Below are 24,132 nucleotides of genomic sequence, written 5' to 3' on the forward strand. Positions count from 1 at the left end.
ACCGGCGCCCCGGAACCGGCGCGCCGCACTACAGGAGGACCGAGTCCTATGACCATCACACCGCCCCCCTCGACCGCGCAGATCGGCGTCACCGGCCTGGCCGTCATGGGCCGGAACCTGGCCCGGAACCTCGCCCGGCACGGGTACGCCGTCGCGGTGCACAACCGGTCCCACGCCCGCACCCGGTCGCTGGTGGACGAGCACGGCGGCGAGGGCGTGTTCGTGCCCGCCGAGTCCATGGCGGACTTCGTGGCGGCCCTCGAGCGGCCGCGCAAGGTCGTGGTCATGGTCAAGGCGGGCGGCCCGACCGACGCGGTGATCGACGAGCTGATCCCGCTGCTGGAGCCGGGCGACATCGTGGTCGACGCGGGCAACGCGCACTTCCCCGACACCCGGCGCCGGGAGGCCGAGCTCAAGAAGCACGGCCTGCACTTCGTGGGAACGGGAGTGTCCGGCGGCGAGGAGGGCGCGCTCAACGGCCCCTCGATCATGCCCGGAGGGTCGAAGGAGTCCTACGCCGCGCTCGGGCCGATTCTGGAGGACATCGCGGCCCAGGTCGACGGGGAGCCGTGCTGCGCGCACGTCGGCCCCGACGGCGCGGGCCACTTCGTGAAGATGGTGCACAACGGCATCGAGTACGCCGACATGCAGCTCATCGCCGAGGCGTACGACCTGCTCAGGCAGGGCCTGGGCGCGTCCGCCGCCGAGATCGCCGGGATCTTCGCGGAGTGGAACACCGGCGACCTGGAGTCGTACCTGATCGAGATCACCGCCCAGGTCCTGGCGCACACCGACGCCGAGACCGGCGCGGCGTTCGTGGACGTGGTCCTGGACCAGGCCGAACAGAAGGGCACCGGTCGCTGGACCGTGCAGAACGGCCTGGACCTGGGCGTGCCGATCACCGGCATCGCCGAGGCGACGTTCGCCCGCGCCCTGTCGGGGTCGGTGCCCCAGCGCGCCGCCGCCGCGGGCGTGCTGCCCGCCAGCACCGAGGAGTGGGCGGTCCCCGCCGGGGACCGCGACGCCTTCGTCGAGGACGTGCGCCTGGCCCTGTACGCCTCCAAGGTCGTGGCGTACTCGCAGGGCTTCGACCAGATCGCGGCGGCGTCCGAGGAGTTCGGCTGGGACATCGACCGAGGCGAGGTCGCGCGGATCTGGCGGGGCGGGTGCATCATCCGCGCGCGGTTCCTCAACCGGATCACCGAGGCCTACCAGCGCGACGCGGACCTTCCGCTGCTGCTGGCCGACGAGTACTTCACCGGCGCGGTCGGCAACGGCGTCGCCGCGTGGCGGCGCGTGGTGTCCGAGGCCGCGTTGCACGGCGTGCCGGTCCCGGCGTTCGCGTCCTCCCTGGCGTACTACGACGGCGTGCGCGCCGAGCGGCTGCCCGCCGCGCTCATCCAGGCCCAGCGCGACTTCTTCGGCGCGCACACCTACCGCAGGGTCGACCGCGACGGGGTCTTCCACACGGAGTGGTCGGGGGACCGCGCGGAGGAGAAGCGGTAGCGGGACCGCTGTCGGAGGCGGACGAGCGGGCGGTCCGGCGGCCCGCCTCGGACCGGGGGAGGCGGGCCGGCCGGACGCCCGTGCGTTTCCTTCGGTGATCTTGACCTTTTCGGGGTCTCAACCACGGTTGAGACCCCGAAAAGGTCAAGATCACCGAAGGAAAACTTCGCGGGGGCACCGGAGGGGACCTGCGCGGATGAGGAGATCTTCATCCTCGTTTCATGTGGCCCTTTTCCTGGTGGGGGATGCTCGCTCTCATGAGATCCCTGCACCGCGCCGTTCTGATCGGTGTGCTGGCCGGCGCCGCGCTCGTGGTCGCGGCCGTGCTCTGGCTGGCGGGTGCCGAGGGGCCGCAGACGCCCGGGGAGGTCGTCGTGGGGGAGTCCCCCGCCCTGGGGGGATCACCGTCCGCGGACCCCTCCCCGGGCCCGGCCGACAACGGCGTCGTGTCCCCTCCGCCGGTCGTCACCGACGGCGGTCCGGACGACGACTCGGACGACGACGGCCCGAGCGGCGGCCCGAGCGGCGGCCCGAGTGGCGGTTCGGACGACGGTCCGGACGACGACGGTTTGGACGACGACCTGGATGACGACGACGATGACGACGACGGGGACCACGATGACGACTGACCGTCCCCGGACCGGCCCTCCGGAGGAGGCCCCGGCGGCCGGGCGCCGCCCCGTGCCCGCCCGGATCAGGATCATGGCGTGGGTCGTGCTGCTCATGGCGGCGGTCCTGGTGCTGGTGAACGTCGTCGTCTGGCGGGCGCTGGACACCGCGGCCACCGACCGGGTGGACCGCGCCGTCAGCCAGGAGATCAGCGAGTTCCAGGAGTTCGCCGCGGTCGGGGTGGACCCCCGGACCGGGGAGCGGTTCACCGACCTGGACAGCCTGTTCCGGGTGCACCTGAGCCGCCAGTACCCCGACCGGTACGAGGTCATCTTCGGCCACGTCGACGAGGACCCCGGCGCGACCACGCCCACCGGTCGGATCCGCCAGGGGCAGGAGCCGCTGTTCGACGTGTCCGCCGACCCCGGGGCCCTTGAGGACATCCTCGGCGCGCCCGGGGCCCGGGGCCGCCTCGACACCCCCGAAGGGGCGCTGTCGTGGGAGAAGCTCAGGGTGTCCCCGCCCGAAGGGTCCACCGCCCCGGCGGGCTGGTTCGTCATCGGCTACTTCACCGACGCCGACCGGGTCGAGACGAACCGGACCCTGCGCACGCTGGCCCTGGTCAGCCTCGGCGGTCTGCTGCTCGCCGGGACGGCCGCCTGGTGGGTGGCGGGAAGGATCCTGGCCCCCATCCGGCTGGTGCGCCAGACCGCCGCGCAGATCACCGAGGAGGACCTGACCCGCCGCATCGACGTGCCGGGCAACGACGACGTGTCCGCGCTCGCCGAGCAGTTCAACGCCATGCTCGACCGGTTGGAGGAGGCGTTCTCCACGCAGCGCCGCTTCGTCGACGACGCCAGCCACGAGCTGCGCACCCCCATCACCATCGTGCGCGGCCACCTGGAGCTGATGGGCGACGACCCGCAGGAGCGCGCGGAGGTGCTGCGCCTGGTCACCGACGAACTGGACCGCATGGCGCGCATCGTCGAGGAGCTGCTGCTGCTGGCGAAGGCGCAGCGACCGGACTTCCTGCACTGCTCCGAGGTGTCGCTGGCGGAGCTGACCAGCGACATCGACGCCAAGGTGCGCGCGCTCGGCGACCGGGACTGGCGGCTCGACGAGGTGGGGGAGGGCACCGTCCACCTGGACCCCCAGCGCGTCACCCAGGCCATGGTGCAGCTGGCGAGCAACGCCGTGAAGTACACGGGGCCCGAGGACACCATCAGCGTCGGATCGGCGCTCTCGGAGCCGGCGGCCGGGCAGGGCCCGGTGGTGTCGTTCTGGGTACGGGACTCGGGGACCGGGATCGCGCCGCAGGACCAGGCGGTGATCTTCGACCGGTTCTCCCGGGGCGGCACCGCCGCGGCCCGCGGCGACCGGCCGGGCGCCGGGCTGGGCCTGGCCATCGTCCGGGCCATCGCCGACGCCCACCACGGCGACGTCCGGGTGCGGTCGGCCCCCGGCGCCGGGGCGGCGTTCATCCTGACCTTCCCCGTGGACGAGAGGAGCACCCGGCCGTGACCCGGATCCTGATCGCGGAGGACGAGGACCGCATCGCGTCGTTCGTGCGCAAGGGGCTGAGCGCCAACGGCTTCACCAGCGTCGTGGTCGGCACCGCGGGCGATGCCGTGGACTACGCCCTCACCGGCGACTTCGACCTGATGGTGCTCGACATCGGGCTGCCCGACGCGGACGGCTTCACCGTGCTGCGGCGGCTGCGGGAGGCGGGGTCGGCGCTGCCCATCCTCATCCTCACCGCGCGCGACGGGGTGCGCGACACCGTCAGCGGCCTGGAGATGGGCGCCGACGACTACATGACCAAGCCGTTCCGCTTCGAGGAGCTGCTGGCCCGGATCAGGCTGCGGATGCGCGCCGAGCGCGGCGTCGAGACGACGGTGCTGCGCGCCGGGGGGCTCGCGCTGGACCTGCGCACCCGCAGGGCCTCCACCGGAACCGACACGATCGACCTGACGGCCCGCGAGTTCGCGCTCCTGGAGCTGTTCCTGCGCAACCACGGCCAGGTGCTGTCGCGCCAGCAGATCCTCTCCCACGTGTGGGGCTACGACTACGACCCGGGCTCCAACGTGGTCGACGTCTTCGTCCGCGCGCTGCGCAAGAAGATCGGCGGGGAGCGGATCGAGACCGTACGCGGAATGGGGTACCGCCTCGTGAACTGAGCCCCGAGGTTCCACCGGGCCCCGCGGAAGCCGCGGGGGCCGGCCGGGGCCGGCCGGGGCCGCCGGACCGGGACCCCCGGATGAGGATCTCCTCATCCGCCGCTCATCGGCGGCTCACCGAGGGGGGACAGCCTGTGGTCATGAGCATTTGGTACGCACTCCTCGCCGACCTCGCGTCGGTCGTCGTTCTCGGCTATCTCCTCTACTTCCGCCGGCACGGGCGCCGCGACCTGCTGCTCGCCTACGCGGCGCTCAACGTCGGGGTCTTCGCGGTCACCGCGGTGATGCTCGTGGCGAGCATCGAGCTGGCGGTGGGCTTCGGGTTGTTCGGCGTGCTGTCGATCATCCGGCTGCGCTCGGACCAGATCACCCAGGGGGAGATCGGCTACTACTTCGTGGCGATCGCCCTGGGACTGATCAACGCGGTCGCCGCGAGCACGCCCGTGGTGCTGGCCGCGCTCAACGTGGTGCTGCTCGGCGTGCTGTTCGCCGCGGACCACCCCCGGGTGCTTCCCCGCACCAGCAGGCGCGTCGTCACCCTGGACGTGGTGCACCGCAACCCCGACACCCTGCGCGCCGACCTCGAGGCGCGGCTCGGCGGCACCGTCCACCACGCGCTCGTCACCGACGTGGACTACGTCCGCGACCTCATGGTGGTCGACGTGCGGTTCCGCGAGGGAGCCGCGCGGCGGACCCCCGTCCGGGCGGGGGAGCGGTGACGGCGCCCGCCGGACTGGGGGCGCTGCGCCCCATGAGCCTGGAGCAGGTCAACTCCCTGGCGTCGCTGACCATGCGCGCGTGCCGCAAGTACATCGCCCCCGCGGACCTCCTGACCGGACTCGTCGAGCGCCTCGAACCGGACTTCGGCGTCCTGTCCGACGGGGAGCGCACGTCGTTCCGCTACTCCTCCACCTACCTGGACACGCCCGACCTGCTGACCTTCCGGCACCACAGGCAGGAGCGGCGGCGCAGGTTCAAGATCCGCACGCGGACCTACCTGGACTCGGCGCTGACCATGTTCGAGGTCAAGCTCAAGGGCGGCCGGGGCGCCACGGACAAGCAGCGCGTCCCGCACGACGGCCGCCCCGGCGAGCTGACCGCCGAGGCGCGCGCGTTCCTGGGCCGGACGCTGCGCGACTACGGCGCGGACGTGCCCGGGGCGCTGCTGCCGGTGGCCACGACGGACTACCGGCGCAGCACGGTGGTGGCGTTCTCGGGACGGGAGCGGATCACCTGCGACTCCGGGCTGGTGTGCTCCTACGGCGGCCACTCGGCCGCCATGCGCCCGGACCTGGTGCTGCTGGAGGTCAAGACCCTGGAGGGGACGACGGACACCGAGCGGCTGCTGCACCGGCTCGGCCTGCGCCCGGTGAGCTTCAGCAAGTACGGGGCCGCGGTGGCCGTCATGAACCCCGGTGCGGGGGCCAATCGTTGGAGGCGCCCGCTGCGGCTGTGCTTCGACCGCCTGTGAGCGGCCCGGAGGCCCCCGCCCGGCCGCCCGGCCGGCGGCCGGAGTGAACCCGGCGTCACTCCCAGGATTCCCAGACTTCTCGGAGTGATGTGTTTGTGACCCAAATGAGGGGGCATGCGAGGATCAGGTCCGAAAGCGCGGCCTTGAACACTCCAGCGGTCCCCACCGTCTTCCGTGCCCCCTGGGCGCGGGTCGCTCGCAGTCCGGAGCGCGGACGGCGGACCCCCGTCGGAGAAAGCCTGCGAAGAGGAGCCCGAGATGAACACCAGGAACACAGCGGTACGCCCTCGTATCCCAGCCCAGCGCCGCGGCGGGGACAACCGTCCGCCCGCCCGCCAGCCCGCCGGTACCGGGCAGGCCGAGAAGCTGCTGGCGGCGTTGGCGGCGAACCGCAAGAACGAGGAGGCCAGGGAGAGGATCCGCGGCGAGCTCGTGGAGCTGTACACGCCGCTGGTGCGGCGCGAGGCGCGCCGGTACCGCAACCGCGGCGAGCCGATGGACGACCTCTACCAGGTCGGGATGCTCGGCCTGATGAAGGCCATCAGGGGGTTCGACCCCTCCTACGGCAAGCCGTTCGTCGCCTACCTGCTGCCGATGGTCACCGGCGAGCTCAAGCGGCACTTCCGCGACACCACCTGGGCGGTCCGGGTGCCGAGGGTCCACCAGGAGAAGCGGGGCGAACTGAACAGGGTGATCGCCGAGTTCACCCAGCGGCACGGCCGGACGCCCACCACCAAGGAGCTCGCCAAGGCGATGGACATGGAGGTGGAGGCCATGATCGAGCTGATCGACGCCTCCTCGGCGTACAGCGCCCTCTCGCTCGACATGCCCTTCGGCGAGGCCGACGACGAGTCGGCGCTCGGCGACACGCTCGGCGGCGTCGACGGTGACCTGGAGAACGTCGTGGACCGCGAGTCGCTCAAGGACGCCCTGGACCGCCTGCCCGAGCGCGAGCGGCGCGTGGTGCTGCTGCGCTTCTTCGGGAACAAGACGCAGAGCGAGATCGCGGCCGCCGTGGGCCTGTCCCAGATGCACGTGTCGCGCCTGCTGTCCCAGACCCTGCGCCAACTGCGCCGTGAACTGCTCGTATGAGGCGGATCCGACCGCGCGCCCCGCGCCACGGGGAGCCGGGCGCGGAATACGCGCGGGGCCCGGCGGGGTTGTGGAGACGGAAACGATCATGAACTGACGACATGGAGCACGTATGACTACCGTCCCCGAGATCACTCTGAACAACGGCGTGCGCATTCCGCAGCTGGGGTTCGGGGTGTGGCAGGTGGGCAACTCCGAGGCCGTCACCGCGGTGGGCACCGCCCTTGAGGCGGGGTACCGCAGCATCGACACCGCGGCGCTGTACGGCAACGAGGAGGGCGTCGGGCAGGCCGTGCGCGACTCGGGGCTCCCCCGCGACGAGGTGTTCGTCACCTCCAAGCTGGCCAACTCCGACCACGGCTACGACAGCACGCTGCGCGCGTTCGACGCCACCATGGACAGGCTCAAGCTGGACCGGCTGGACCTGTACCTGATCCACTGGGTCCAGCCCCGCCGCAACCAGTACGTCGAGACCTGGAAGGCCTTCGAGCGGCTGTACGCGGAGGGCCGGGTGCGCGCGATCGGCGTGTCCAACTTCCACGAGCCGCACCTGAGCAGGCTCTTCGAGGAGACCGGGATCGTCCCGGCGGTCAACCAGGTCGAGCTGCACCCGGCGCTCGTCCAGGAGCCGCTGCGGCGCTTCCACGCCGAGCACGGCATCGCCACCGAGGCGTGGAGCCCGCTCGGCCAGGGCAAGCTCCTCCAGGACCCGGTGGTCGCCGCCGTCGCGCGGGCGCACGGGGTGAGCCCGGCCCAGGCGATCCTGCGCTGGCACATCCAGCTCGGGAACGTGGTCATCCCCAAGTCGGTGACCCCCGAGCGCATCCGCGCCAACTTCGACGTGTTCGGCTTCGAGCTGACCGGGCAGGAGATGGCCGAGATCTCCGGCCTCGACAGCGGCCGCCGCTTCGGTTCGAACCCCGACGACATGAACTAGGACGTTCGTGCGAGGACCCGCCCGGCCCCGATCGGCGGGGTGGCGGGATGATCCTCCCCCGGGCGTCGGCGGTGGTCCGGGGCCGCGCGGCGTCCGCGCGGCCCCGCCGGGCCCCGGGGCGGGACCGTCCGGCGGGGCCGCCGTGTCCCAGGGGCACGGGAAGGGGCCGGGGTCCGCGGACCCCGGCCCCTTCCCGTGTGGGTCAGGCCAGCTCGCGGCGGCGGGTGGCCCCCGCGAGAGTGGCGTCGATGCCCCGGCGGGCGACGCGGACGGTGTACACGACGCCGCCCGCGACGATGCTGACCGGGATCGCGAGGATCGCGACGAGCGCGATCAGTTCAGGAATTCCGAGTGCTCCCATGCGCCCATCCTAGGGACAGGCGGGGCCGGAGTCACCGCGGCCCGGGGTCCGGAGGCCCGGGAGCCCGCGGGGAGGGCTCGTGCCGAGGTCCATACGGGCAGCGTATTCGCCGGGACCGCGCGCCGCGCTACAGGTATCCGAGCCGGGACAGCTCCGGGCGGGCCACGGACTGCACCTCGGCGCGCTGCCCTGGGTCCAGGCGGGTGCGCCAGGAACCGGTCCCGTCGTGGTCGGCGCGCACCAGCTCCACCGAGGACACGCGCGCGCCGGTGAAGTCCGAGAGGCGTTCGGCGGTCTCGACCTCCTTGCCCGGGACCTCCTCGTACCGCAGCGTCAGCAGCCGGTCGCCGGGCAGCTCCCCGCGCAGCTTCGCCGACAGCCGCACGGCGCTGCGCCAGCGCAGCGCGCACTTGGCGGCCAGCGACAGGCGCGGGTAGTCCTCGCGCTCCTCCTCGGTCTCCACCCCGAAGAACGGGTTGGGGAACTCCTCCTCCAGGTTGGCCAGCCCCGGCTTGAACCAGGTCAGCGACTGCTCGTCGTCGAGCATGTCCGCGACCGCGTCCCGGCCGTCCCGGATGATCTGGACGAACGCGGCGTCGTCGAACGCCCGGGCCAGCGCCGCGGTGCTGTAGAGCAGATCCGGTCCGGCGTCGCCGTAACGGGTGGTCCGCGCGGCGTGCTCGCAGGGCTCCGCGGCCAGGCGGGCCGGGACGGGGCCGCCCGGGCAGCGCGGACAGGTGCGCGGGGTGAGCTGCCAGGACTCGGCGAGGGCGTCGCGCAGCAGGGTCGCGCTCCCCGAACCGTTGGCGTGCGCGATCGACGGCCGCCGCGCGAACGCGTACACCGCCTTGAGGACGCTGGGGTGCCCGGCGCTCACATGGAAACCGGGGGCACGGCGCAGCGCCCGGGCGACGAGGCCCACACCCGAGTGCGGCGCGCCCAGCACGAAGACGGGACGGTCGACCTTCGTCCCGTTGACCACGAGTATGTATGGCGGCTGTTTCATCAGTGGTCTGATTTTGGCATGTTTGGGAGACTTCGCGGGGCGGGGGGAGTGCGGAGCCCCCGGACCGCAGGCGCGAAGACGCCGCCCGGCCGGTCTTTCCCCCTGGTCCGGGCGCTGCCACATCAGCGATCTGGTGTGCGGACGGAGCACATCGCTGAGACAATGTCCGGGTGCCCCACTCGGAGAAGGAGACCGTGATGGCTGCCACCGCGAGCACAGCCGACGTCGGAGCCTGGCTGGCCGACAGCGACCGGGTGACGGTTCTGACCGGAGCCGGGGTCTCCACCGGGTCCGGCATCCCCGACTTCCGGGGGCCCCAGGGCGTGTGGACCCGCGATCCGGGCGCCGCCGCGCTGTTCGACTTCGACGTCTACCGCTTCGACGCGGACGCGCGGCGCAGGGTCTGGCAGATGCGCCGGACCAACCCCGCGCTGACGGCCCGGCCCAACGCCGCCCACCTGGCACTGACCGACCTGGACCGGGCCGGGCGGCTGTGCGCCGTCATCACCCAGAACATCGACGGCCTGCACCAGAAGGCGGGAACGGACCCGGCCCGCGTCATCGAGGTGCACGGCACCGTCCACTGGGTGGTGTGCCTGTCCTGCGGCCTGCGCACCCCCAGCCCCGAGGTGCTGGAGCGGCTGGAGGAGGAGTCCGACCCGCGCTGCCTCGCCTGCGGGGGCATCCAGAAGACCGACACCATCTCGTTCGGCCAGCGGCTGGACCCCGGCGTCCTGCGGGCCGCCGTGGCCGCCGCCGAGGAGTGCGAGGTGTTCGTGGCGGCCGGGACCTCCCTGTCGGTGCACCCCGCGGCGGGCCTGTGCGACGTGGCCGTGGACCGGGGCGCGACCCTGGTGGTCGTCAACGCCGAGCCCACCCCCTACGACGCGGTCGCCGACGCGGTCCTGCGCGACCCCGCCGAGACGGTGCTGCCCGAACTGGCGGGAATGGCGCTGGCCGCGCGCTGACCCGCGAAGCGGCCCGGCGGCTCACGACGATCCCGACCCCGGGGTCGGGACCATCGGCTACCAACGGCCCGCCAGGACGCCGCGGATCGCCTCCACGTGGTCGTTGTGCTCGTCGGCCAGGCGGCGCACCGAGGCGCGGGCGCTCCTGGCGACGCCGATCGGGCGGACGTGGCGGGTGGCGACCGGGACCAGGCGCGCGCCGAGCCGGTGGACGTGGCCGCGCAGCTGGCGCAGCAGGAACACGGTGAACCGCAGCCGGTCGTCCGAGGCCAGGCCGTCGGCCATGGCGAACGCCTGCCCGTAGCAGGCGACCAGCTCCTCGTCACCGGTCTCGGCCGAACCGAACGCCAGCGTCAGCAGCGCGCCCGCGCCGGACACCCCGCCGGGCGGCCGCGCCGTCACGTCCCCGCCGAACAGCCGGGTCAGCGGCTCCAGCGCGTGCAGCAGCCGCTGCGTCCCGGTGTCGGCGAGCAGCGCCGCGTCGCGCGCCACGGGCCCCAGGTCGGTCTGCGTGCCCGGGTCGGCCTCCAGTGGCGCGCCGCCGTCCGGGTGCACCACGAGCGCGCCGCCCTCCCAGCGGACCTCCAGCGCGTGCGTCAGGCCCGTCCACTGCTCGGGCGGCAGCTGCGACTTCCACAGGTGCGCCAGCGACCGCCACCGCACCGGGGCGTCCCGGCCGAAGAGCGCCCGCAGCGGAACCCCGCCGCCGTGCACCGCCACCAGCGCCAGCATCAGATTCGCCGTGTACACCGCGTCGCGCGCCGCGTCGCCCGGCTCCGCGGGCCGGTAGCCGCCGTAGTGCGCCTCGCGCCGGTGCCGCCCCGCGTCGCGCAGCAGTTCGGCCAGTGCCAGCCGCAGCTCGTCGCGCACCCCGGGGGCGAGCAGCCGCAGCCGCTCGGAGAGGAAGCGCGGCACCTCGCCCGACACCGACAGCGGGGTGAAGGACAGCAGCGCGTACAGGAACGAGTCGTCCAGGGGAGCGGGGCGGACCGAGCGCAGCTCGCGCACGCGCGCCTCGGCCAGCTCCGCCAGCTCCTCGGCGACCAGCCGCGCCACCAGGTAGTCGCCCAGCACCGGGTCGGTGAACGCCACACCGGGCGGTCCGCCCGGGGGGCCGCCGGCGTCGCGCGTCACGCAGCCCAGTCGCAGGGGGTCCAGCGGCCGCGCGTAGTTCGACGGCCAGCGCACGAGCTCGGCCCGGTCCGCGGCCACGGTCTCCTCGCCCACCCCCCGGCCCGGCCGGTTGAACAGGGACACGGCCATCAGCGACGCGGTCAGCAGGGCCAGCTCGATCCGCCCCGAGCGCACCGCCGGGTCGCTCACGGCGGCGACCGGACGCCCGGTGGCCGCCGGGTCGGCGCGGTCCGCGATGTCGGCGAGCATGCGCAGCCAGCGCTCGTACAGCGCGGTCTCGCGCAGCGGGGCGCTCAGGCGGCGCAGCGCGTTGCCCACGCCGTCGTACACCGCGAGCAGCAGCAGGGGCAGCGGACGCCGCGCCAGGGGAAGGTGCGGGTCCAGCACCCCCCGGTCCAGCGGCAGCACCCCGTTGTGGTGGAAGTGGCTGGCGTTGACCCGGTTCCACAGGTCCAGCCACGTCGCGAGCTGGGCGTCGGTGAAGTCCTCCAGCCGCACCGCGACGCTGTCCGCGGGGAACCGCACCCGGGCGGCGGTGGAGTCCCGGCAGGTCAGCACGACCGCCACCGGGTCGGGTCCGGCGGCGCGCTCGCGCTGGAACCGTGCCATCCCCTCCAGCAGGCCGCTGCGCGAGGCGCTCGAACAGGTGGTCAGCTCCTCCAGCCCGTCCAGGACCAGCACCGGCAGCGCGTCGCAGTTCCCGCCGCCCGCGGCGGCCAGGGCGTGGTCGAGCCGGTCGGCCAGGGCGTGCGGCCCCGCGTCCTCGGGCAGGTCGCGGCAGCTGACGCGCACCGCCGTGAAGTCGCTCTCGGGCAGCCGCGCGGCCAGGAGCGCGGTCAGCGTCGACTTGCCCGACCCGGCGGGCCCCAGCACCACCAGCGGGTGGGTGAGCGCGCGCGGCGAGGTGACGTGGCCGATCAGGAACTCGGCCAGGTCATCGCGGGGCGCCGAGTGCCCGTGCCACCAGGACTCGTCGTGCGGCAGCGCCGCGGGGGTGACCTCGGCGGCGCGGAAGCACGGGTTCACGTAGGAGACGGCCAGCGGAGGCACGTGCGTGCCGCCCGCCTGCGAGGGGACGGGGGCGTTCAACCGCTCCTGGTGCGAGCGGGCCAGCGCGCCCCGGACGGCGCTGGGCACCCGGCCGGTGCTGATCGACTGGAGCCGGTGCTGCAACCGGGTCAGTCCGATCGGGGTCTCGGGCAGCGTCGCGTGCCGGGGCCGCGCGGTGTGCAGCGAGGCCCACGCGCCGAACTCGGGGAAGCTCGCGGCGAGCTTGTCCCGCAGCTCCTCGTAGCGGCGCACGCAGCGGTCCGCGAGCGCGGAGCCGAGGCGGTCCGCGATCGCGTCGCGGTGCGCCTCGTCCAGCTCCTCCCACAGCGGCATGTCGCGCAGCACCGAGGGCAGCTGCTTGCAGCGCCGCAGGTAGAAGCGGCGAACGCGGGCGCGCCCGTCGGCGGTCGCGCGCTGGGGGCGCGGCAGCGGCGGGGCGGACACCACGAGCAGCGCCACGAACCCGCCGAGCCGCTTGTGGTCGGCGACCCCCGAGGCCGCGGTCTCGTCCAGGCCGCCGCCGAGGCGGAACGGGAGCTCGGTGTCGTCCAGCGCCTCGAAGAACGCCGTCACCACGATGACGCTGTGCGCCGCCGCGATCCGCCGGGTGCGCTCCACCCGGCTGAGCAGGTGCGCCTCCCGGTCCAACCGGTTCAGCACCCGGTGCGCGAACCCCACGAGGTGGGTGCGCGCGTCGAGCAGGTCCGTGCCCTCGTCACCGGTCAGCCGGTCGACGAGACCGACCACGCGCGCGTCGTCCGCGCCGAGGAGACGGATCGCGTCGCAGTACCGGACGGGTTCGCGCATGCCACCACCGAGAGGTAACCGGAGGCCCGGGGTTGTCGAGGAACGGCCCCTCGGCGGGGGTCTGCCGAGCTTGCCGGGACCATCATGACTGGTGTCGCGCTGGTTTGGCGTGCTTTGGGGATTTTTCTCAGGCGGATCCGGAGGAGCGGGAGGGGCCGCCGTTCTCTCCCTGAGAAGGTCCGCCGGTGCTCCTCCACTGGCCGGAGGGGAGTTCACGGGTGACGTCGGAGTCATCGAGGAGGTCGTTGGCGGCGGCGAGGCCGCAGACGCGGTCGAGGTCTTCGGACGCCTGCAAATGGGGCCGGAGCGCATCCAGAACAGGCCTGACGTGCCTGCTGGAGAGCAGGGGGCCGCTGACGACGGAGGTGACCCTGCGCAGGTACCCCGAGACCGTCTCGCGCAGGAGGCCGAGGGAGATCTCCGCCGGAGGGCTGTAGTCCTCCCCGCCGGAGGACGAGAGAAAGCGCGCGAAGTAGCCGAAGTCCTCCGCGGCCTGGCGCAGCACGGTCAGCTCCAGGCGTCCCAGCCGGTCGTTTCCGAACAGCAGCCGCATGTACCGGAGGTTCCTCCTGCGGTCGGAGAAGAGGCTGCCCGCGGAGCCGACCGGTGCCAGACGCAGTTCGAGCACGTCGTTGACCTCCGTCCACGCGACCTTTCCCGTCCGGAGGGAGCCGTGCGGGGGGATCGACGCGTCCAGGTCCACGGCCGCCGGGTCCGCCGAGGCCGGGTCGGGATCGTCGAGCAGCCAGCTCCCCAGGTCCGTTCCCACGTGCTTCAGGTAGGGCCCCAGCATCAGCACGGCGCGGCTCACCGAGCCGTGCGCGCGCGTCGCCATCGACCGCAGCAGCCGCGAGGTGATCCCGTCGTAGGGGACGGTGATGTCGTAGGGGTTGGTGACGTCCAGCGCCTCGGCGACGTCGGAGCGCAGCTCGAAGCCCACGCACTCGCCCACGTTCACCGGGTCCTCGGGCTCGCGGCACAGCACGGTCCTGGCCCCGATGTTCTCCCAGAAGCCCAGATGCCGAACGCGCACGGTGTCCAGGAAGCCGTGCCACTGGTCGCCGGGCATGGCGCGCCAGACGCCCGAGACGTCCCGCCAGTCCTGCCACGGGCGGGCCGAGCCCGGGTACAGCTCGGCCAGGTCCACCTCGTCGGCGACCAGTACCAGCAGGGTCACCAGGTTGGCGGTGTGGGCGGCCAGGCGCTGCACGACGGTCGCCCGGTACGGCTGGTAGTCGAGCACGGACTGCCCGGTGCGCGGGTACGGCGCGGCCTGGAACAGCTCCACCAGGAGGGCGCGGTACGCGGCCCGGTCCCCGCCGACGCGCCGCTCGAGCAGGTCGGCGGCGAACTCCACGACGGCGGCGCGCCCCGCGATCGCGGCGAACGAGGACAGCGCGTAGAACCGGCTGGTGTCCAGCGGGGCGGGGGAGCGCCTGCGCGCGGCGTGCTCGCGGTCGGCCACCAGGTCGGAGAGCTCGTTGACGAGGGTGCGGGCCACCAGGTACTCGCCGAAGGTGGCGTGCAGGAACTCGTACACGCTGCGGCGCCCGTCCCGTTGGACGGCGCCGGCCTCGTGCACGAAGAAGAAGCGGCCCAGCACCTGGTCGGCGGGGGCGATCCGGCCGCCCAGACCGGGGTCGGCCACGTGCACGGCGGTCTCGGGGAACAGCGCCGAGAGGTCCCCGCCGAGCTCGTCGGAGGTCACCGACTGCCGGTGCCGGACGAACATCGCCATGGCCACGACCTCCAGGCGGCGCAACTCGTCCTCGACCGCCCGGCTCAGGCCGTCCGCGTCCAGGTGGGAGTGGTGCTTGCGCACCTCGCGCTCGGCGAACGCGGTGAGCAGCCGCTCGTACAGCTCGCCGCGCCCGAACGCGGCCCCGCCCTGCTGGAGCGCGTTGGCGTCGGTGTCGAAGACCAGCAGCATGAGCAGCAGCAGCGGCTGCTCGGCGAGCTCCCGGTAGCGCAGCGCCGTCTCCAGTGGCAGCGGGCGCAGGCCGCGCGCGGTGAGCTGGGCGGTGTTGGCCCTGTTCCAGACCCCCAGCAGCCGCCTGATCCGGTCCTCGTCGAAAGGGGCCAGCCTGATGACCGGCGTGCGCGCGGGGAAGCGGGCGCGCTCGGCGACCACGGTGCGGCTGGTGACGATCACCGCGACCGGGCTGCCCATGTCGGCCTGCCGCTCCTGGAACTGCTGGACCTGCTCCAGGTAGTCCGACCGGTTCACCCCGGTGGCCTGGAGCAGCTCGTCGAAGCCGTCCAGGATCACCACGGGCAGCGCTCCGGGCGCGGAGTCGCACAGCTCGCGCCAGGAGACGCGGGTGTTCAGGGTGGCCGAGACCCCCTCCTCGACCTGGACGCGGATCGGCGCGTCGGCCTGCACCGAGCGCAGCTTCACCCGCAGCGGCAGGAAGTCGCCGGAGGGCAGCCGGGCGGCGAGCATCCGGGTGAGCTGGGACTTGCCCGCCCCGGGATGGCCCAGCAGCACGATCGGCCGGAGGTGGCAGTCGCGCTGGGTCAGCAGCGAGACCAGCAGCGGCTGGAGGTCGTCGTAGCGGTGCGCCTTCTCCCACCAGTCGTCGGCGGACGGCTGCGCGTTGGGCCCGGTGAACCGCAGCCGTCCGCCCAGGTTCAGGTAGGCGTGGCGGACCGGGGGCAGCACCGCGCCCTCGGGGGCCTCGACCGAGGGCAGCATCGGCTTGTCCAGGACCGCCTGGTAGTACCGTTCGAGCTCGGTGAGCCTGCGCCGGGTGCCCGGGGCGGCGAGCGTGCCCCGCAGCAGCTCCTCCATCCCCGCGAGCCCGACGCGCATCTCGTCGACGTGCTTCCGGGTTTCGTCGTGCTCGGCCAGGTTCGCCCAGACGCCGAATTCCGGTACGTCGGCGGCGAGTTTTCGGTACGACTCGGCGTAGCGGCGCTGGGCGAGGGCGGGCAGAGGGGCCAGGGAGTCCTCGACCCGCCCCCGGGCGGTGTCGCTGAGCCCCTCCCACACCGCAAGGCCGCGGACGAAGGGGAGCACGGAGGCCTCGGGGGACCACACGGCGAGCGCGGACCCGTCCCCGTGCGCGGCGGGCGGCAGGGGGGCGGGGGCGAGGCCGTACCCGTTCACCGCGTCCGTGAGCAGCGCGTACTGCTCGTCCCTGGTGAACTCCAGGTCTGCCGGCTTCAGGGGCGACCCCGGCTGGTCCAGGACCTCGCCCAGGGCCTCGAAGAACGCCGTGATCCGCAGGATCTGGTTGGCCGCCTCGATCCGCTCGGTGCGGTCCCACCGGCTCACCCCGGTGATCTTCTCCCGCATCCCGGTGATAGCCTCGCGGCCGTGCCGCAGCACCTGTTCACGCAGGCCGAACAGGTCGGGGACCCCCAGCATCCCCAGCGTGCCGTCGGCCAGCCTCTCGGCGAAGTCCAGGAGCGCCGAGTCGTCCTTGCCGAGGACGCGCAGGGCATCGGTGTAGGAAAGGGTCTTCTTCACCACGGGGGGTCGCCTTCCGACGGCTGCGGGTGCGGGATCTCATTGTGTCCAGAACGTGACGATTGCCCAAACTCGTCACCGGGCACTAGCCAATGCGGTCGACGTTTCCCCCCAGATCACCCCCAAGGAGGCGATGATGCCGTCGCTGATCCGTGCCGTCACCTTCGACTGCGCCGACCCCTACGCGCTCGCGGAGTTCTGGTCCAGGGCCCTCGGGCGCTCCATCGACCCCGACTCCGGGCCCGGGGGCGACGAGGCGTCCATCAGCGCCGCCGACGGCGAGCCGGGGCTCCTGTTCCTGCGCGTCCCCGAGGGAAAGGCGGCCAAGAACCGCCTGCACCTGGACCTCGGGCCCGGCGGGGAGGCCACCCGGGACGGGGAGGTGGAGCGGCTGATCGGGCTCGGCGCCGCGTTCCTGTCCGACCACCGGACCCCCGATGGCCGGGGCTGGGTGGTGCTCGCCGACCCCGAGAACAACGAGTTCTGCGTCGAGCTGGGGGACGCCGAACTCGAACGCTGACGGGCGGCCCCGGCGCTCCACGCCGAGGCCGTGCGGCCGGCGGCTACGGCAGGCGCCAGTCCATCGGTTCGACTCCCTGCTTCTCCAGCAGGGCGTTGGCCTTGCTGAACGGGCGCGAGCCGAAGAAGCCGTTGTGCGCCGACATCGGGCTCGGGTGGGTGGACTCCACGCACGGCACGTTCGGCATGAGCGGACGAAGGTTGCGGGCGTCGCGCCCCCACAGGATGGCCACCATCGGCTTGTCGCGCGCGGCCAGCGCCCGGATCGCCTGGTCGGTGACCTCCTCCCAGCCCTTGCCCCGGTGCGCGCCGGACTTGCGCGGCGCGACCGTCAGAACCCTGTTGAGCAGCAGCACCCCGCGCTCGGTCCAGGGGGTCAGGTCCCCGTTCGACGGCATCGGCAGGCCGAGGTCCTGGGTGTACTCGGTGAAGATGTTGCGCAGGCTGCCGGGCAGCTTGGCGTCGGGAGACACGGAGAAGCTCAGCCCCACGGCGTTGCCGGGCGTGGGGTAGGGGTCCTGGCCCACCAAGAGCACCCGCACGTCGTCGAAGGGCTGCTGGAACGCGCGCAGCACGTTCTCCCCGGCGGGCAGGTAGGTGCGGCCCTCGGCGACCTCCTTGCGCAGGAAGTCGCCCATCCGGGCGACGCGGTCGGCCACCGGCTCCAGAGCCTCGGCCCAGCCGCTCTCCATGATCTCGTTCAACGGTCTCGACATGGCTCAGAACCCTAGCGGCGGACGGGGACAGCGGCGGCGGTTCCACCGCATCCGCTCCCGCTGTCCGTTCTCCCGCCGATCGTGGCCTTTCCGGGGCCTCAACCGCCTCCGAGACCCCGGAAAGGCCACGATCCGCGTGGCGTGGGGCCGAAGGACCCACCCGAAGCACCGGCACGCGAATCATCCCGCGCCGGAGACTCCCTAGCGCGTCCGGTCCTGCCAGCGGGTCAGGCGGGACCTGGTCCTGGCGGTGCGGGGGTCGGCGGCGCCGTACAGGCGGATGTGGTCGGCGAGGAGCTCGTGGTAGTGGCGGGCCGCCTCGTGCGGGCGGCCCGCGAAACCGGTGTAGGCGGCCAGGTAGTGGCGGGCGGTGAGGGTGTCGGAGGCGTCGGGGCCCAGAACGCGGGCCATGTCCGGGACGAGCGCCTCCAGCAGGGCCACGGCGTGCGGGTGGTCGCCGGACTCGCCGACGTCGAAGGCCAGGTACAGGCGGTTGGTCAGCACCCTGGAGGAGTCCGGCCCGTGCGCGGCGACCAGGTCGACCAGCAGGTCCTCGCGCTGGGCGGCGGCCTCGGCGCGCCTGCCCGCCCGGCCGGTGTTGACGGCCTGGTAGTGGCGGACGGTCTGGGTCTCGGGGTGGCCGCGGCCGTAGACCCGGTCCAGGACGGGCAGCAGCTCCCCGAGCAGCGCGGCGGCGCGGTCCGGATACCCCGCCTTGCCGGTCAGGTACGCGTGGCGGCGGCGCGCCTTGAGGGACTCCGGATGCTCCGCGCCGTACACCGCGTCCAGCTCGTCCAGCAGCGCGCCGACGCGCCGCACGGCCTCGTCGAGGTCTCCGTCGGCGGCGGCGCCCCGCGCCTCCTCCAGGGCCGCGTCCAGCCTCCGGCGCCGCGCGGGGTCCACCGGCGGGACCGGCTCGGTCGGCCTCCTCGCCGGAGCGGCCTCCCGCGCGGCGGGCGCCTCGGCGGCCGCGAAGGACAGCAGCCGCGCGCGCACCTCGTCGGCGCTGCCCGGCCGCTGCCCGGGGGCCTTGGCCAGGAGCGCCAGCACGAGTCCGGCGAGCTCGGGGGGCAGGTCCGGGCGCAGCGCCGAGGGCGGGGGCGGCGGCTCCATCAGGTGCATCCGCAGCACCGGCATCGGGTCGCGGCCCTCGAAGGGCGGCCGGCCGGTCAGCATCTGGAACAGCACCGCCCCGAAGGAGTACAGGTCGCCCGGCGCCCCCACGGGCAGCGCCTGGATCTGCTCGGGCGACATGTACAGCGGGGTGCCGATCAGGTCCCCGGTCCGGGTGAGTCGCCTGCTCTGGAGGGCGGCCTCGTGGAAGCCCGCGATGCCGAAGTCCAGCACCTTGACGGTTCCGCCGTCCGGGGCGTCGGAGCCGACCGCCATGAGGTTGCCCGGCTTGATGTCGCGGTGCACGATCCCCGAGGTGTGCGCGGCGGACAGCCCCGCGCACACCTGCGCGCCCCAGCGGGCGGCCAGCGGGACCGGAAGCGGGCCCCGGTCGCGCAGGACCCTGTTCAGGGGGAGGCCCTCGACCAGCTCCATGACCGCGTACACCGTGTCGGAGTCGGTGCCGTAGTCGTAGAGGATGACGATGTTGGGATGCCCGGCGAGCCGGGCGGTCACCCGGGCCTCCCGCCGGAAGCGCGCGACGGTGTCGTCGGTCTCGACGAGTTCGGGGCGGACCAGTTTCACCGCGACGGGTCGGTCCAGCCGCTCGTCGACCCCCCGCCAGACCTCGCCCATGCCGCCGATGCCCAGTCTCTCGGTCAACCGGTACCGGCCGTCCAGTACGCGTCGCGCCACGTCACCCTCCAGTAGAACCCCGGAGCGCCACCGTATCGGGCGGTGGCCGGATCGGGCCGAATCGGGTTGTCAGACGGGGAAGAGGCTCGGATCGTTATGCGCGCGGTCTATCGTGATCTCCGCGCGCGGGTGTGTTCGGGAATCCGTTCCGGGCTCGCGGCCCCCAGAGTGATGCTCGCGGTGAACCGGGCGGTCCTCGCGGACCGGCCCGCGAGCGCCGCCTTGCGGGCCGCGCGGGGGCGCCCGAAGGGGTCCCTTCCCGGACGGGGCCCGCGGCCACCGCGCGCAGTCGGCCCCCGAAGCGGAAGTGGATAGTCCCGTGAGCTCTGCGCTTTATGTCGGTCCGGACTCCCAGCCGGACAAGTACCGCCTGGTCCGGTCGGTGGGACGGGGCGGTGAGGCCACGCTCTACCTCGCCGAGGTGACCCTGGCCGGCCAGACCGAGCCGGTCGTGGTGAAGGTCCTCAACGCGGACGTCGCCGCCACCCCCGAGCAGTTCGCGGAGCTCAGCGGCCGGTGGAGCGAGCAGGCCGAACTGCTGCGCTTCATCACCCGCCTCGGTGTGGTCGGCGTGCGCGAGCACTTCGAGGGGGCGCCCGAGCACCGGGAGGGCACGTCGGGGGAGCTGGCCGACCGCGCGCTCTACCTCGTCATGAACTACGTGGAGGGTGTGGACCTGCGCGACTGGCGGGCCGAGCACGCCGTGGACGGGCCCAGGGGCCAGCGCGTGGCGCTGGGCTACCTGGAGCAGGTCGCCGAGGTCCTGGACGTGCTGCACTCGGGCAGGGCCACCCCGTCCAAGCGCCCGGTCGTGCACGGGGACCTCTCGCCCGGCAACGTCATGATCAACGAGGACGGCCAGGCCATCCTGGTGGACTTCGGCCTCAGCAGGATCGCCGCCCGGCACCTCACCGCGCGGCCGTGGTTCACCCCCGGCTACGCGGCTCCCGAGATCTTCAACGGGGAGTACTCCCCGGCCGGCGACCGGTACGCCTTCGGCGCGATCGTCTACTTCGCGCTGTCCGGGATCGAGCCGCCGCCCTCGCCCGAGCAGCTGCGCGCGGCCTTCGGAGAGTTGCCGGTCATGGCCACGGCAGGTCCCGACCAGCGCGAGCGCGTCATGGCCATGTTCTCCGCCGAGGCCGCCGCGCGCCCCGCCGCGCTGGACTGGATCAAGGCGGTCCGCTCGGTCAGCACCTCCGCCCCGTGGAGCGGGCCGGTGTCCGACCCGGGGACGGCGTCGACCGCGGCGGGGTCGGCCCCGTGGAGCGGCCCCGCGGAACCGACCGGGGGGCGACCCGCCGAGGCGCCCGGAGGCGTCCTTGACCAGGAGGCGCGGTCCGCCGAGGCGCCCGTCCAGCCCCCCGCGGGGCCCCGGGTGAGCGGGCCGCCGCCGCAGAGCAGGCCCGCCCAGCCGGCCCAGAGCGCGTCCGGCGGGCTGCCGAGCGGTCCCGGCCAGGGAGCCCCCGCGGGGCCGCCGTCGGGCGTGCCGCCGCAGAACACGCAGTTTGGCGGCCCGGGACCGCAGCGTCCGGTCGGCGGGCTGCGCGGCGTCCCGGCGCCGCCTCCTCCGCCGCAGCCCCAGCAGCAGCACTCCGGTTCGATGCCCACGGCCCCGATGCCCCCGGTGCCCCCGGTGCCCGGTCCGCCCAGCGGCCCGCAGCAGGCGTGGGCGTCCACGCACGAGATCGGCGGCGGGGGGCGTCCGGTCCGGAAGAAGTCCAGGAAGCCGCTGATCATCGGAACGGCGGTCGTCGTCGTGCTGGCGATGGCCGGGGCCTCGGTCGGGACCGTCTACGTCATGGACTGGTGGGAGCGGACCAACGCGGCCGCCGTCGTACCGGAATCGAGCCCGGGGGCGGAGCAGGCGGGGGAGGAGCAGTCCGCGGCCTCGCAGCCCGGGACCTCCGACCCGTCCCCGGGAGCCCCGGCCTCCGAGGCGCCGGTGCGGCCCGAGAGCGACGAGCGGTACCTGGCCACGATGGACGGCGTCGACTCCTCCTACGGGGGCGAGCTGGAGAGGGGCAACGTGAACGTCAACACCGAGACGTACACGCGGGCGCTGGTCGACGACCTGGACTGCTACTCCGACCAGCAGTGGAGCGAGTACAACCTGGACCGCTCCTGGACGGGCTTCGACTCGGTCGTCGGGTTGAGCGACACCTCCGACGCCGACGCCTCGATCACCTTCAGCGTGATCGTGGACGGCGAGGAGCTGTACAGCGAGACCGCCAAGCTCGGCACCGAGCTGGAGGTGGACGTCGACGTCACCGGGGGGCTGCGGATGCGCCTCCAGGTCGAGCCGGGCGCCGACTGCGAGGACGCCGACATGACCGCGGTGTGGGGCGACCCCAGGCTCACCAAGTAGGGAAGCTCCGGCGCTGGGGTTGGCCCCGCCACGGTGTCCGTTCCTCCCGGTGATCTTGACCTTTCCGGGGTCTCAACCGTTTCTGAGACCCCGGAAAGGTCAAGATCACCGGAGAGAGCGCCAGGAAACGGACGCCTTCCCGCAGCCCGGGGCCTTAGGATGCCGGGTATGACCTGGCGACATTGACCCTCCCCCGAGTCCGGACTCGCGCGCGGGCTCTACGCCTACGCGTTCCTCGAGGACCTCGTCCTCCTCTACCCGGTGTACGCGCTGCTGTTCGCCGACACCGGGCTCTCCGCCGCGCAGATCTCCTCGCTGTTCGTCGTCTGGTCGGTCACCTCGTTCGTGCTCGAGGTGCCGTCGGGCCTGTGGGCCGACACCTTCTCGCGCAGGCGTCTGCTGACGGTCGCGCCCCTTCTGACCGGGGCGGGATACGCGCTGTGGACCTTCCTCCCCTCCTACCCCGCCTTCGCGCTGGGCTTCGTGCTGTGGGGCGCGGGCGGCGCGCTGCGCTCGGGCACGCTGCAGGCGCTCGTCTACGAGGAGCTGGCCCGGGCGGGCGCGTCCGACGGGTACGCGCGTCTCATCGGCCGCTCCCAGGCGGTCGGCACGACGGCGGTCCTGCTGGCGACAGCCCTGGCCGCCCCCGTCCTGGCCGCGGGCGGCTACCCGGCGGTGGGGATCGCGAGCATCGCGGCGACCCTGGCCGGGGCGCTGGCGGGATGGGCGCTGCCCGAGTCGCGGGGCGGTTCCGAGCGGGCCGGGAGCTACTCGGAGGTGTTCCGCGACGGCCTGGCCGAGGTGCGGGAAAGCCCCGGGGTGCGCGGCGCGCTGGTCCTCGTGGCGGTGCTCACGGGGGTGTGGGGCGCGCTGGACGAGTACCTCCCCCTGCTCGCGCGGGCCACCGGGGTGGGCGCCGCGACCGTGCCGCTGCTGGTCCTGCTGGTGGCGGTGGGGAACGTGGCGGGCGGCTGGCTCGCCGGACGCGGCACGCGCTGGACAGCCCCCGCGCTGGCCGCGGCGGCGCTCTGCCTGGCGGTCGGAGCGGGGTCCGGCCACCCGGCGGGCATGGTGCTCGTGGCCGTGGCCTTCGGGGTCTTCGAGTGGTCGGGCGCGGCCGCCGACGCGCGCCTGCAGGCGCGCGTGGCGGACCGGGCGCGGGCGACGGTCACCTCGATGGCGGGCTTCGGCTCGGAGGTGGTGGCCGTGCTGACCTACGCCGCCTACGCGCTGGGGTCGGTCTGGACGTCCCCGGGGCCGCTCTTCGCGGTGGCCGCGGTGCCGTACCTGGTCATGGCGCTGCTCCTGCGGGGAAGGCGGCCCGGACGGTCCTGACCCCCGGCCGCCTACTCGCCCCCGTCGGGTTCGGCCACGCGCACCCGGCGCACCCCCTCGGTCTCGGAGAGTGACGCGGCGAGCCGGTTGACGTCGGGTTTGCCGCGCACCCGCAGGGCCAGGTCGATGGTCGCCAGGCGCTCGCGCTCGTCCCGGCGCTGGGTGTTCACCTCGTACACCACGAACCCCTGGTCGGTGGCCGTCGACAGGATGGACCGCAGCGCCCCCCGGCCGTCCTCGTAGTTGACCTGGAGGAGCGAGGGCCCGGGCGCGGCGCGGGTGAGCAGCCGCAGCAGCGGCGGGTAGCCGAACACGACGAGGAAGTGAGCGGCCGTCACGTACGCCCCGACCAGCCAGAGGCCCGCGCCGCACGCGGTGCCGACGGCGGCCGATATCCACACGACCGCGGCGGTGGTGAGACCGCGCACCATGTCGCGGCGCACGAAGATCAGCCCGGCCCCGATGAAGCCGATCCCCGAGACGATCTGCCCGGCGACCCGGGAGGGGTCCAGCATCACGGCCCCCTCGTCGAGGACGTCGCCGAAACCGTACTTGCCGACCACCATGAACAGGGCGGCGCCCAACCCGACCAGGGTGTGCGTGCGCAGCCCCGCGCTCTTGTTGCGGTACTCCCGCTCCAACCCGATCAGCGAGCACAGGACCAGTGCGCTGAACAGGGCCAGCGCCTGCGGCCAGCCCTGGACCGCGAGGTCTGTGAGGTTGGTGGAGAAGACGACCGGTATATCCGTTGTCACGCGCATGGCTCTCCGGCTACCCGCGCGCGGCCGCGTGGAA

At 73.6% G+C, this 24,132-nt stretch carries 19 protein-coding genes; 12 read left to right on the plus strand and 7 right to left on the minus strand.

The features are described 5' to 3' along the window. The first annotated feature begins 48 nt into the window (after nucleotides 1–48). The 8 genes from gndA (at nucleotide 49) to EV190_RS07955 (ending at nucleotide 7,792) form a co-directional block, all read left to right on the plus strand. Complete coding sequence (gndA, locus tag EV190_RS07920) at nucleotides 49–1,506, plus strand: NADP-dependent phosphogluconate dehydrogenase (RefSeq protein WP_133740830.1); 1,458 nt, start codon at nucleotides 49–51, stop codon at nucleotides 1,504–1,506. Nucleotides 1,507–1,763: 257 nt separating this feature from the next. Next, a complete protein-coding gene (locus tag EV190_RS07925; RefSeq protein ID WP_133740831.1) occupies nucleotides 1,764–2,135 on the plus strand; it encodes a hypothetical protein in 372 nt (123 codons plus the stop codon). Continuing rightward, nucleotides 2,125–3,636, plus strand: coding sequence for a sensor histidine kinase (locus tag EV190_RS07930; protein ID WP_243742429.1), 1,512 nt, complete (start codon nucleotides 2,125–2,127; stop codon nucleotides 3,634–3,636). Before EV190_RS07925 ends, EV190_RS07930 begins: the two co-directional genes overlap by 11 nt. Beyond that, the gene (locus tag EV190_RS07935) at nucleotides 3,633–4,292 is read left to right on the plus strand and encodes a response regulator transcription factor (protein ID WP_133740832.1); all 660 of its coding nucleotides are present in this window, start codon (nucleotides 3,633–3,635) and stop codon (nucleotides 4,290–4,292) included. Before EV190_RS07930 ends, EV190_RS07935 begins: the two co-directional genes overlap by 4 nt. Before the next feature lie 140 nt (nucleotides 4,293–4,432). Beyond that, nucleotides 4,433–5,011: a DUF4956 domain-containing protein gene (locus EV190_RS07940; protein WP_133740833.1), complete on the plus strand. Its 579-nt coding sequence runs from the start codon at nucleotides 4,433–4,435 to the stop codon at nucleotides 5,009–5,011. Further along, the gene (locus EV190_RS07945) at nucleotides 5,008–5,763 is read left to right on the plus strand and encodes a polyphosphate polymerase domain-containing protein (protein ID WP_133740834.1); all 756 of its coding nucleotides are present in this window, start codon (nucleotides 5,008–5,010) and stop codon (nucleotides 5,761–5,763) included. Before EV190_RS07940 ends, EV190_RS07945 begins: the two co-directional genes overlap by 4 nt. Before the next feature lie 258 nt (nucleotides 5,764–6,021). After that, nucleotides 6,022–6,855 (plus strand): RNA polymerase sigma factor SigF, encoded by an 834-nt coding sequence (locus EV190_RS07950; protein ID WP_166655409.1) that lies wholly within the window; start codon nucleotides 6,022–6,024, stop codon nucleotides 6,853–6,855. 112 nt (nucleotides 6,856–6,967) lie between these two features. Further along, complete coding sequence (locus EV190_RS07955) at nucleotides 6,968–7,792, plus strand: aldo/keto reductase (RefSeq protein WP_133740835.1); 825 nt, start codon at nucleotides 6,968–6,970, stop codon at nucleotides 7,790–7,792. Between the two features lie 202 nt (nucleotides 7,793–7,994). Here the strand turns inward: EV190_RS07955 and EV190_RS23335 are convergent, their stop codons facing one another. Both EV190_RS23335 and EV190_RS07960 read right to left on the minus strand, forming a co-directional pair. Continuing rightward, a complete protein-coding gene (locus EV190_RS23335; protein ID WP_166655410.1) occupies nucleotides 7,995–8,153 on the minus strand; it encodes a hypothetical protein in 159 nt (52 codons plus the stop codon). A gap of 127 nt (nucleotides 8,154–8,280) precedes the next feature. After that, nucleotides 8,281–9,159 carry a sulfotransferase gene (locus tag EV190_RS07960; RefSeq protein ID WP_133740836.1) on the minus strand — a complete coding sequence of 293 codons (879 nt, stop codon included), beginning with the start codon at nucleotides 9,157–9,159 and terminating at the stop codon, nucleotides 8,281–8,283. 197 nt (nucleotides 9,160–9,356) lie between these two features. Here EV190_RS07960 and EV190_RS07965 point away from each other — a divergent pair, with 197 nt between their 5' ends. After that, nucleotides 9,357–10,127, plus strand: a complete 771-nt coding sequence (locus tag EV190_RS07965; RefSeq protein WP_133740837.1) for an SIR2 family NAD-dependent protein deacylase — start codon at nucleotides 9,357–9,359, stop codon at nucleotides 10,125–10,127. 57 nt (nucleotides 10,128–10,184) lie between these two features. Here EV190_RS07965 and EV190_RS07970 read toward each other — a convergent pair whose 3' ends face one another. Both EV190_RS07970 and EV190_RS07975 read right to left on the minus strand, forming a co-directional pair. Continuing rightward, nucleotides 10,185–13,118, minus strand: coding sequence for an ATP-binding protein (locus tag EV190_RS07970; protein ID WP_133740838.1), 2,934 nt, complete (start codon nucleotides 13,116–13,118; stop codon nucleotides 10,185–10,187). Nucleotides 13,119–13,245: 127 nt separating this feature from the next. Continuing rightward, the gene (locus EV190_RS07975; RefSeq protein ID WP_208113098.1) at nucleotides 13,246–16,590 is read right to left on the minus strand and encodes an NACHT domain-containing protein; all 3,345 of its coding nucleotides are present in this window, start codon (nucleotides 16,588–16,590) and stop codon (nucleotides 13,246–13,248) included. A 136-nt stretch (nucleotides 16,591–16,726) separates the two neighbouring features. Here EV190_RS07975 and EV190_RS07980 point away from each other — a divergent pair, with 136 nt between their 5' ends. Continuing rightward, on the plus strand, nucleotides 16,727–17,110 hold the full coding sequence (locus EV190_RS07980; RefSeq protein ID WP_133740839.1) for a VOC family protein: 384 nt from the start codon (nucleotides 16,727–16,729) through the stop codon (nucleotides 17,108–17,110). Between the two features lie 43 nt (nucleotides 17,111–17,153). Here the strand turns inward: EV190_RS07980 and EV190_RS07985 are convergent, their stop codons facing one another. Both EV190_RS07985 and EV190_RS07990 read right to left on the minus strand, forming a co-directional pair. Then, nucleotides 17,154–17,825, minus strand: a complete 672-nt coding sequence (locus EV190_RS07985; protein WP_133740840.1) for a uracil-DNA glycosylase — start codon at nucleotides 17,823–17,825, stop codon at nucleotides 17,154–17,156. Between the two features lie 201 nt (nucleotides 17,826–18,026). Continuing rightward, entirely contained in the window at nucleotides 18,027–19,634 is a 1,608-nt protein-coding gene (locus tag EV190_RS07990) for a serine/threonine-protein kinase (RefSeq protein ID WP_133740841.1), read from the minus strand. Nucleotides 19,635–19,953: 319 nt separating this feature from the next. Between EV190_RS07990 and EV190_RS07995 the strand changes: the two genes are divergently transcribed. Further along, on the plus strand, nucleotides 19,954–22,002 hold the full coding sequence (locus EV190_RS07995; protein ID WP_133740842.1) for a protein kinase domain-containing protein: 2,049 nt from the start codon (nucleotides 19,954–19,956) through the stop codon (nucleotides 22,000–22,002). Between the two features lie 261 nt (nucleotides 22,003–22,263). After that, on the plus strand, nucleotides 22,264–23,337 hold the full coding sequence (locus EV190_RS08000; protein WP_133740843.1) for an MFS transporter: 1,074 nt from the start codon (nucleotides 22,264–22,266) through the stop codon (nucleotides 23,335–23,337). Between the two features lie 11 nt (nucleotides 23,338–23,348). On the opposite strand, the gene EV190_RS08005 is transcribed toward EV190_RS08000, so the two are convergent. Beyond that, nucleotides 23,349–24,098, minus strand: a complete 750-nt coding sequence (locus EV190_RS08005) for an MgtC/SapB family protein (protein ID WP_133740844.1) — start codon at nucleotides 24,096–24,098, stop codon at nucleotides 23,349–23,351. Nucleotides 24,099–24,132: the final 34 nt, after the last annotated feature.

The sequence above is a fragment of the Actinorugispora endophytica genome (assembly GCF_004363075.1).
In the GTDB taxonomy this organism is placed as follows: Bacteria; Actinomycetota; Actinomycetes; order Streptosporangiales; family Streptosporangiaceae; genus Actinorugispora; species Actinorugispora endophytica.

Coding starts and splice junctions, on each gene's coding strand:
- EV190_RS07950 (WP_166655409.1), top strand. CDS start 6,022: ATGAACACCAGGAACACAGCGGTACGCCCTCGTATCCCAGCCCAGCGC.
- EV190_RS07985 (WP_133740840.1), bottom strand. CDS start 17,825: ATGTCGAGACCGTTGAACGAGATCATGGAGAGCGGCTGGGCCGAGGCT.
- EV190_RS23335 (WP_166655410.1), bottom strand. CDS start 8,153: ATGGGAGCACTCGGAATTCCTGAACTGATCGCGCTCGTCGCGATCCTC.
- EV190_RS07965 (WP_133740837.1), top strand. CDS start 9,357: ATGGCTGCCACCGCGAGCACAGCCGACGTCGGAGCCTGGCTGGCCGAC.
- EV190_RS07960 (WP_133740836.1), bottom strand. CDS start 9,159: ATGAAACAGCCGCCATACATACTCGTGGTCAACGGGACGAAGGTCGAC.
- EV190_RS07970 (WP_133740838.1), bottom strand. CDS start 13,118: ATGCGCGAACCCGTCCGGTACTGCGACGCGATCCGTCTCCTCGGCGCG.
- EV190_RS07980 (WP_133740839.1), top strand. CDS start 16,727: ATGCCGTCGCTGATCCGTGCCGTCACCTTCGACTGCGCCGACCCCTAC.
- EV190_RS07955 (WP_133740835.1), top strand. CDS start 6,968: ATGACTACCGTCCCCGAGATCACTCTGAACAACGGCGTGCGCATTCCG.
- EV190_RS07925 (WP_133740831.1), top strand. CDS start 1,764: ATGAGATCCCTGCACCGCGCCGTTCTGATCGGTGTGCTGGCCGGCGCC.
- EV190_RS07940 (WP_133740833.1), top strand. CDS start 4,433: ATGAGCATTTGGTACGCACTCCTCGCCGACCTCGCGTCGGTCGTCGTT.
- gndA (WP_133740830.1), top strand. CDS start 49: ATGACCATCACACCGCCCCCCTCGACCGCGCAGATCGGCGTCACCGGC.
- EV190_RS07930 (WP_243742429.1), top strand. CDS start 2,125: ATGACGACTGACCGTCCCCGGACCGGCCCTCCGGAGGAGGCCCCGGCG.
- EV190_RS08005 (WP_133740844.1), bottom strand. CDS start 24,098: ATGCGCGTGACAACGGATATACCGGTCGTCTTCTCCACCAACCTCACA.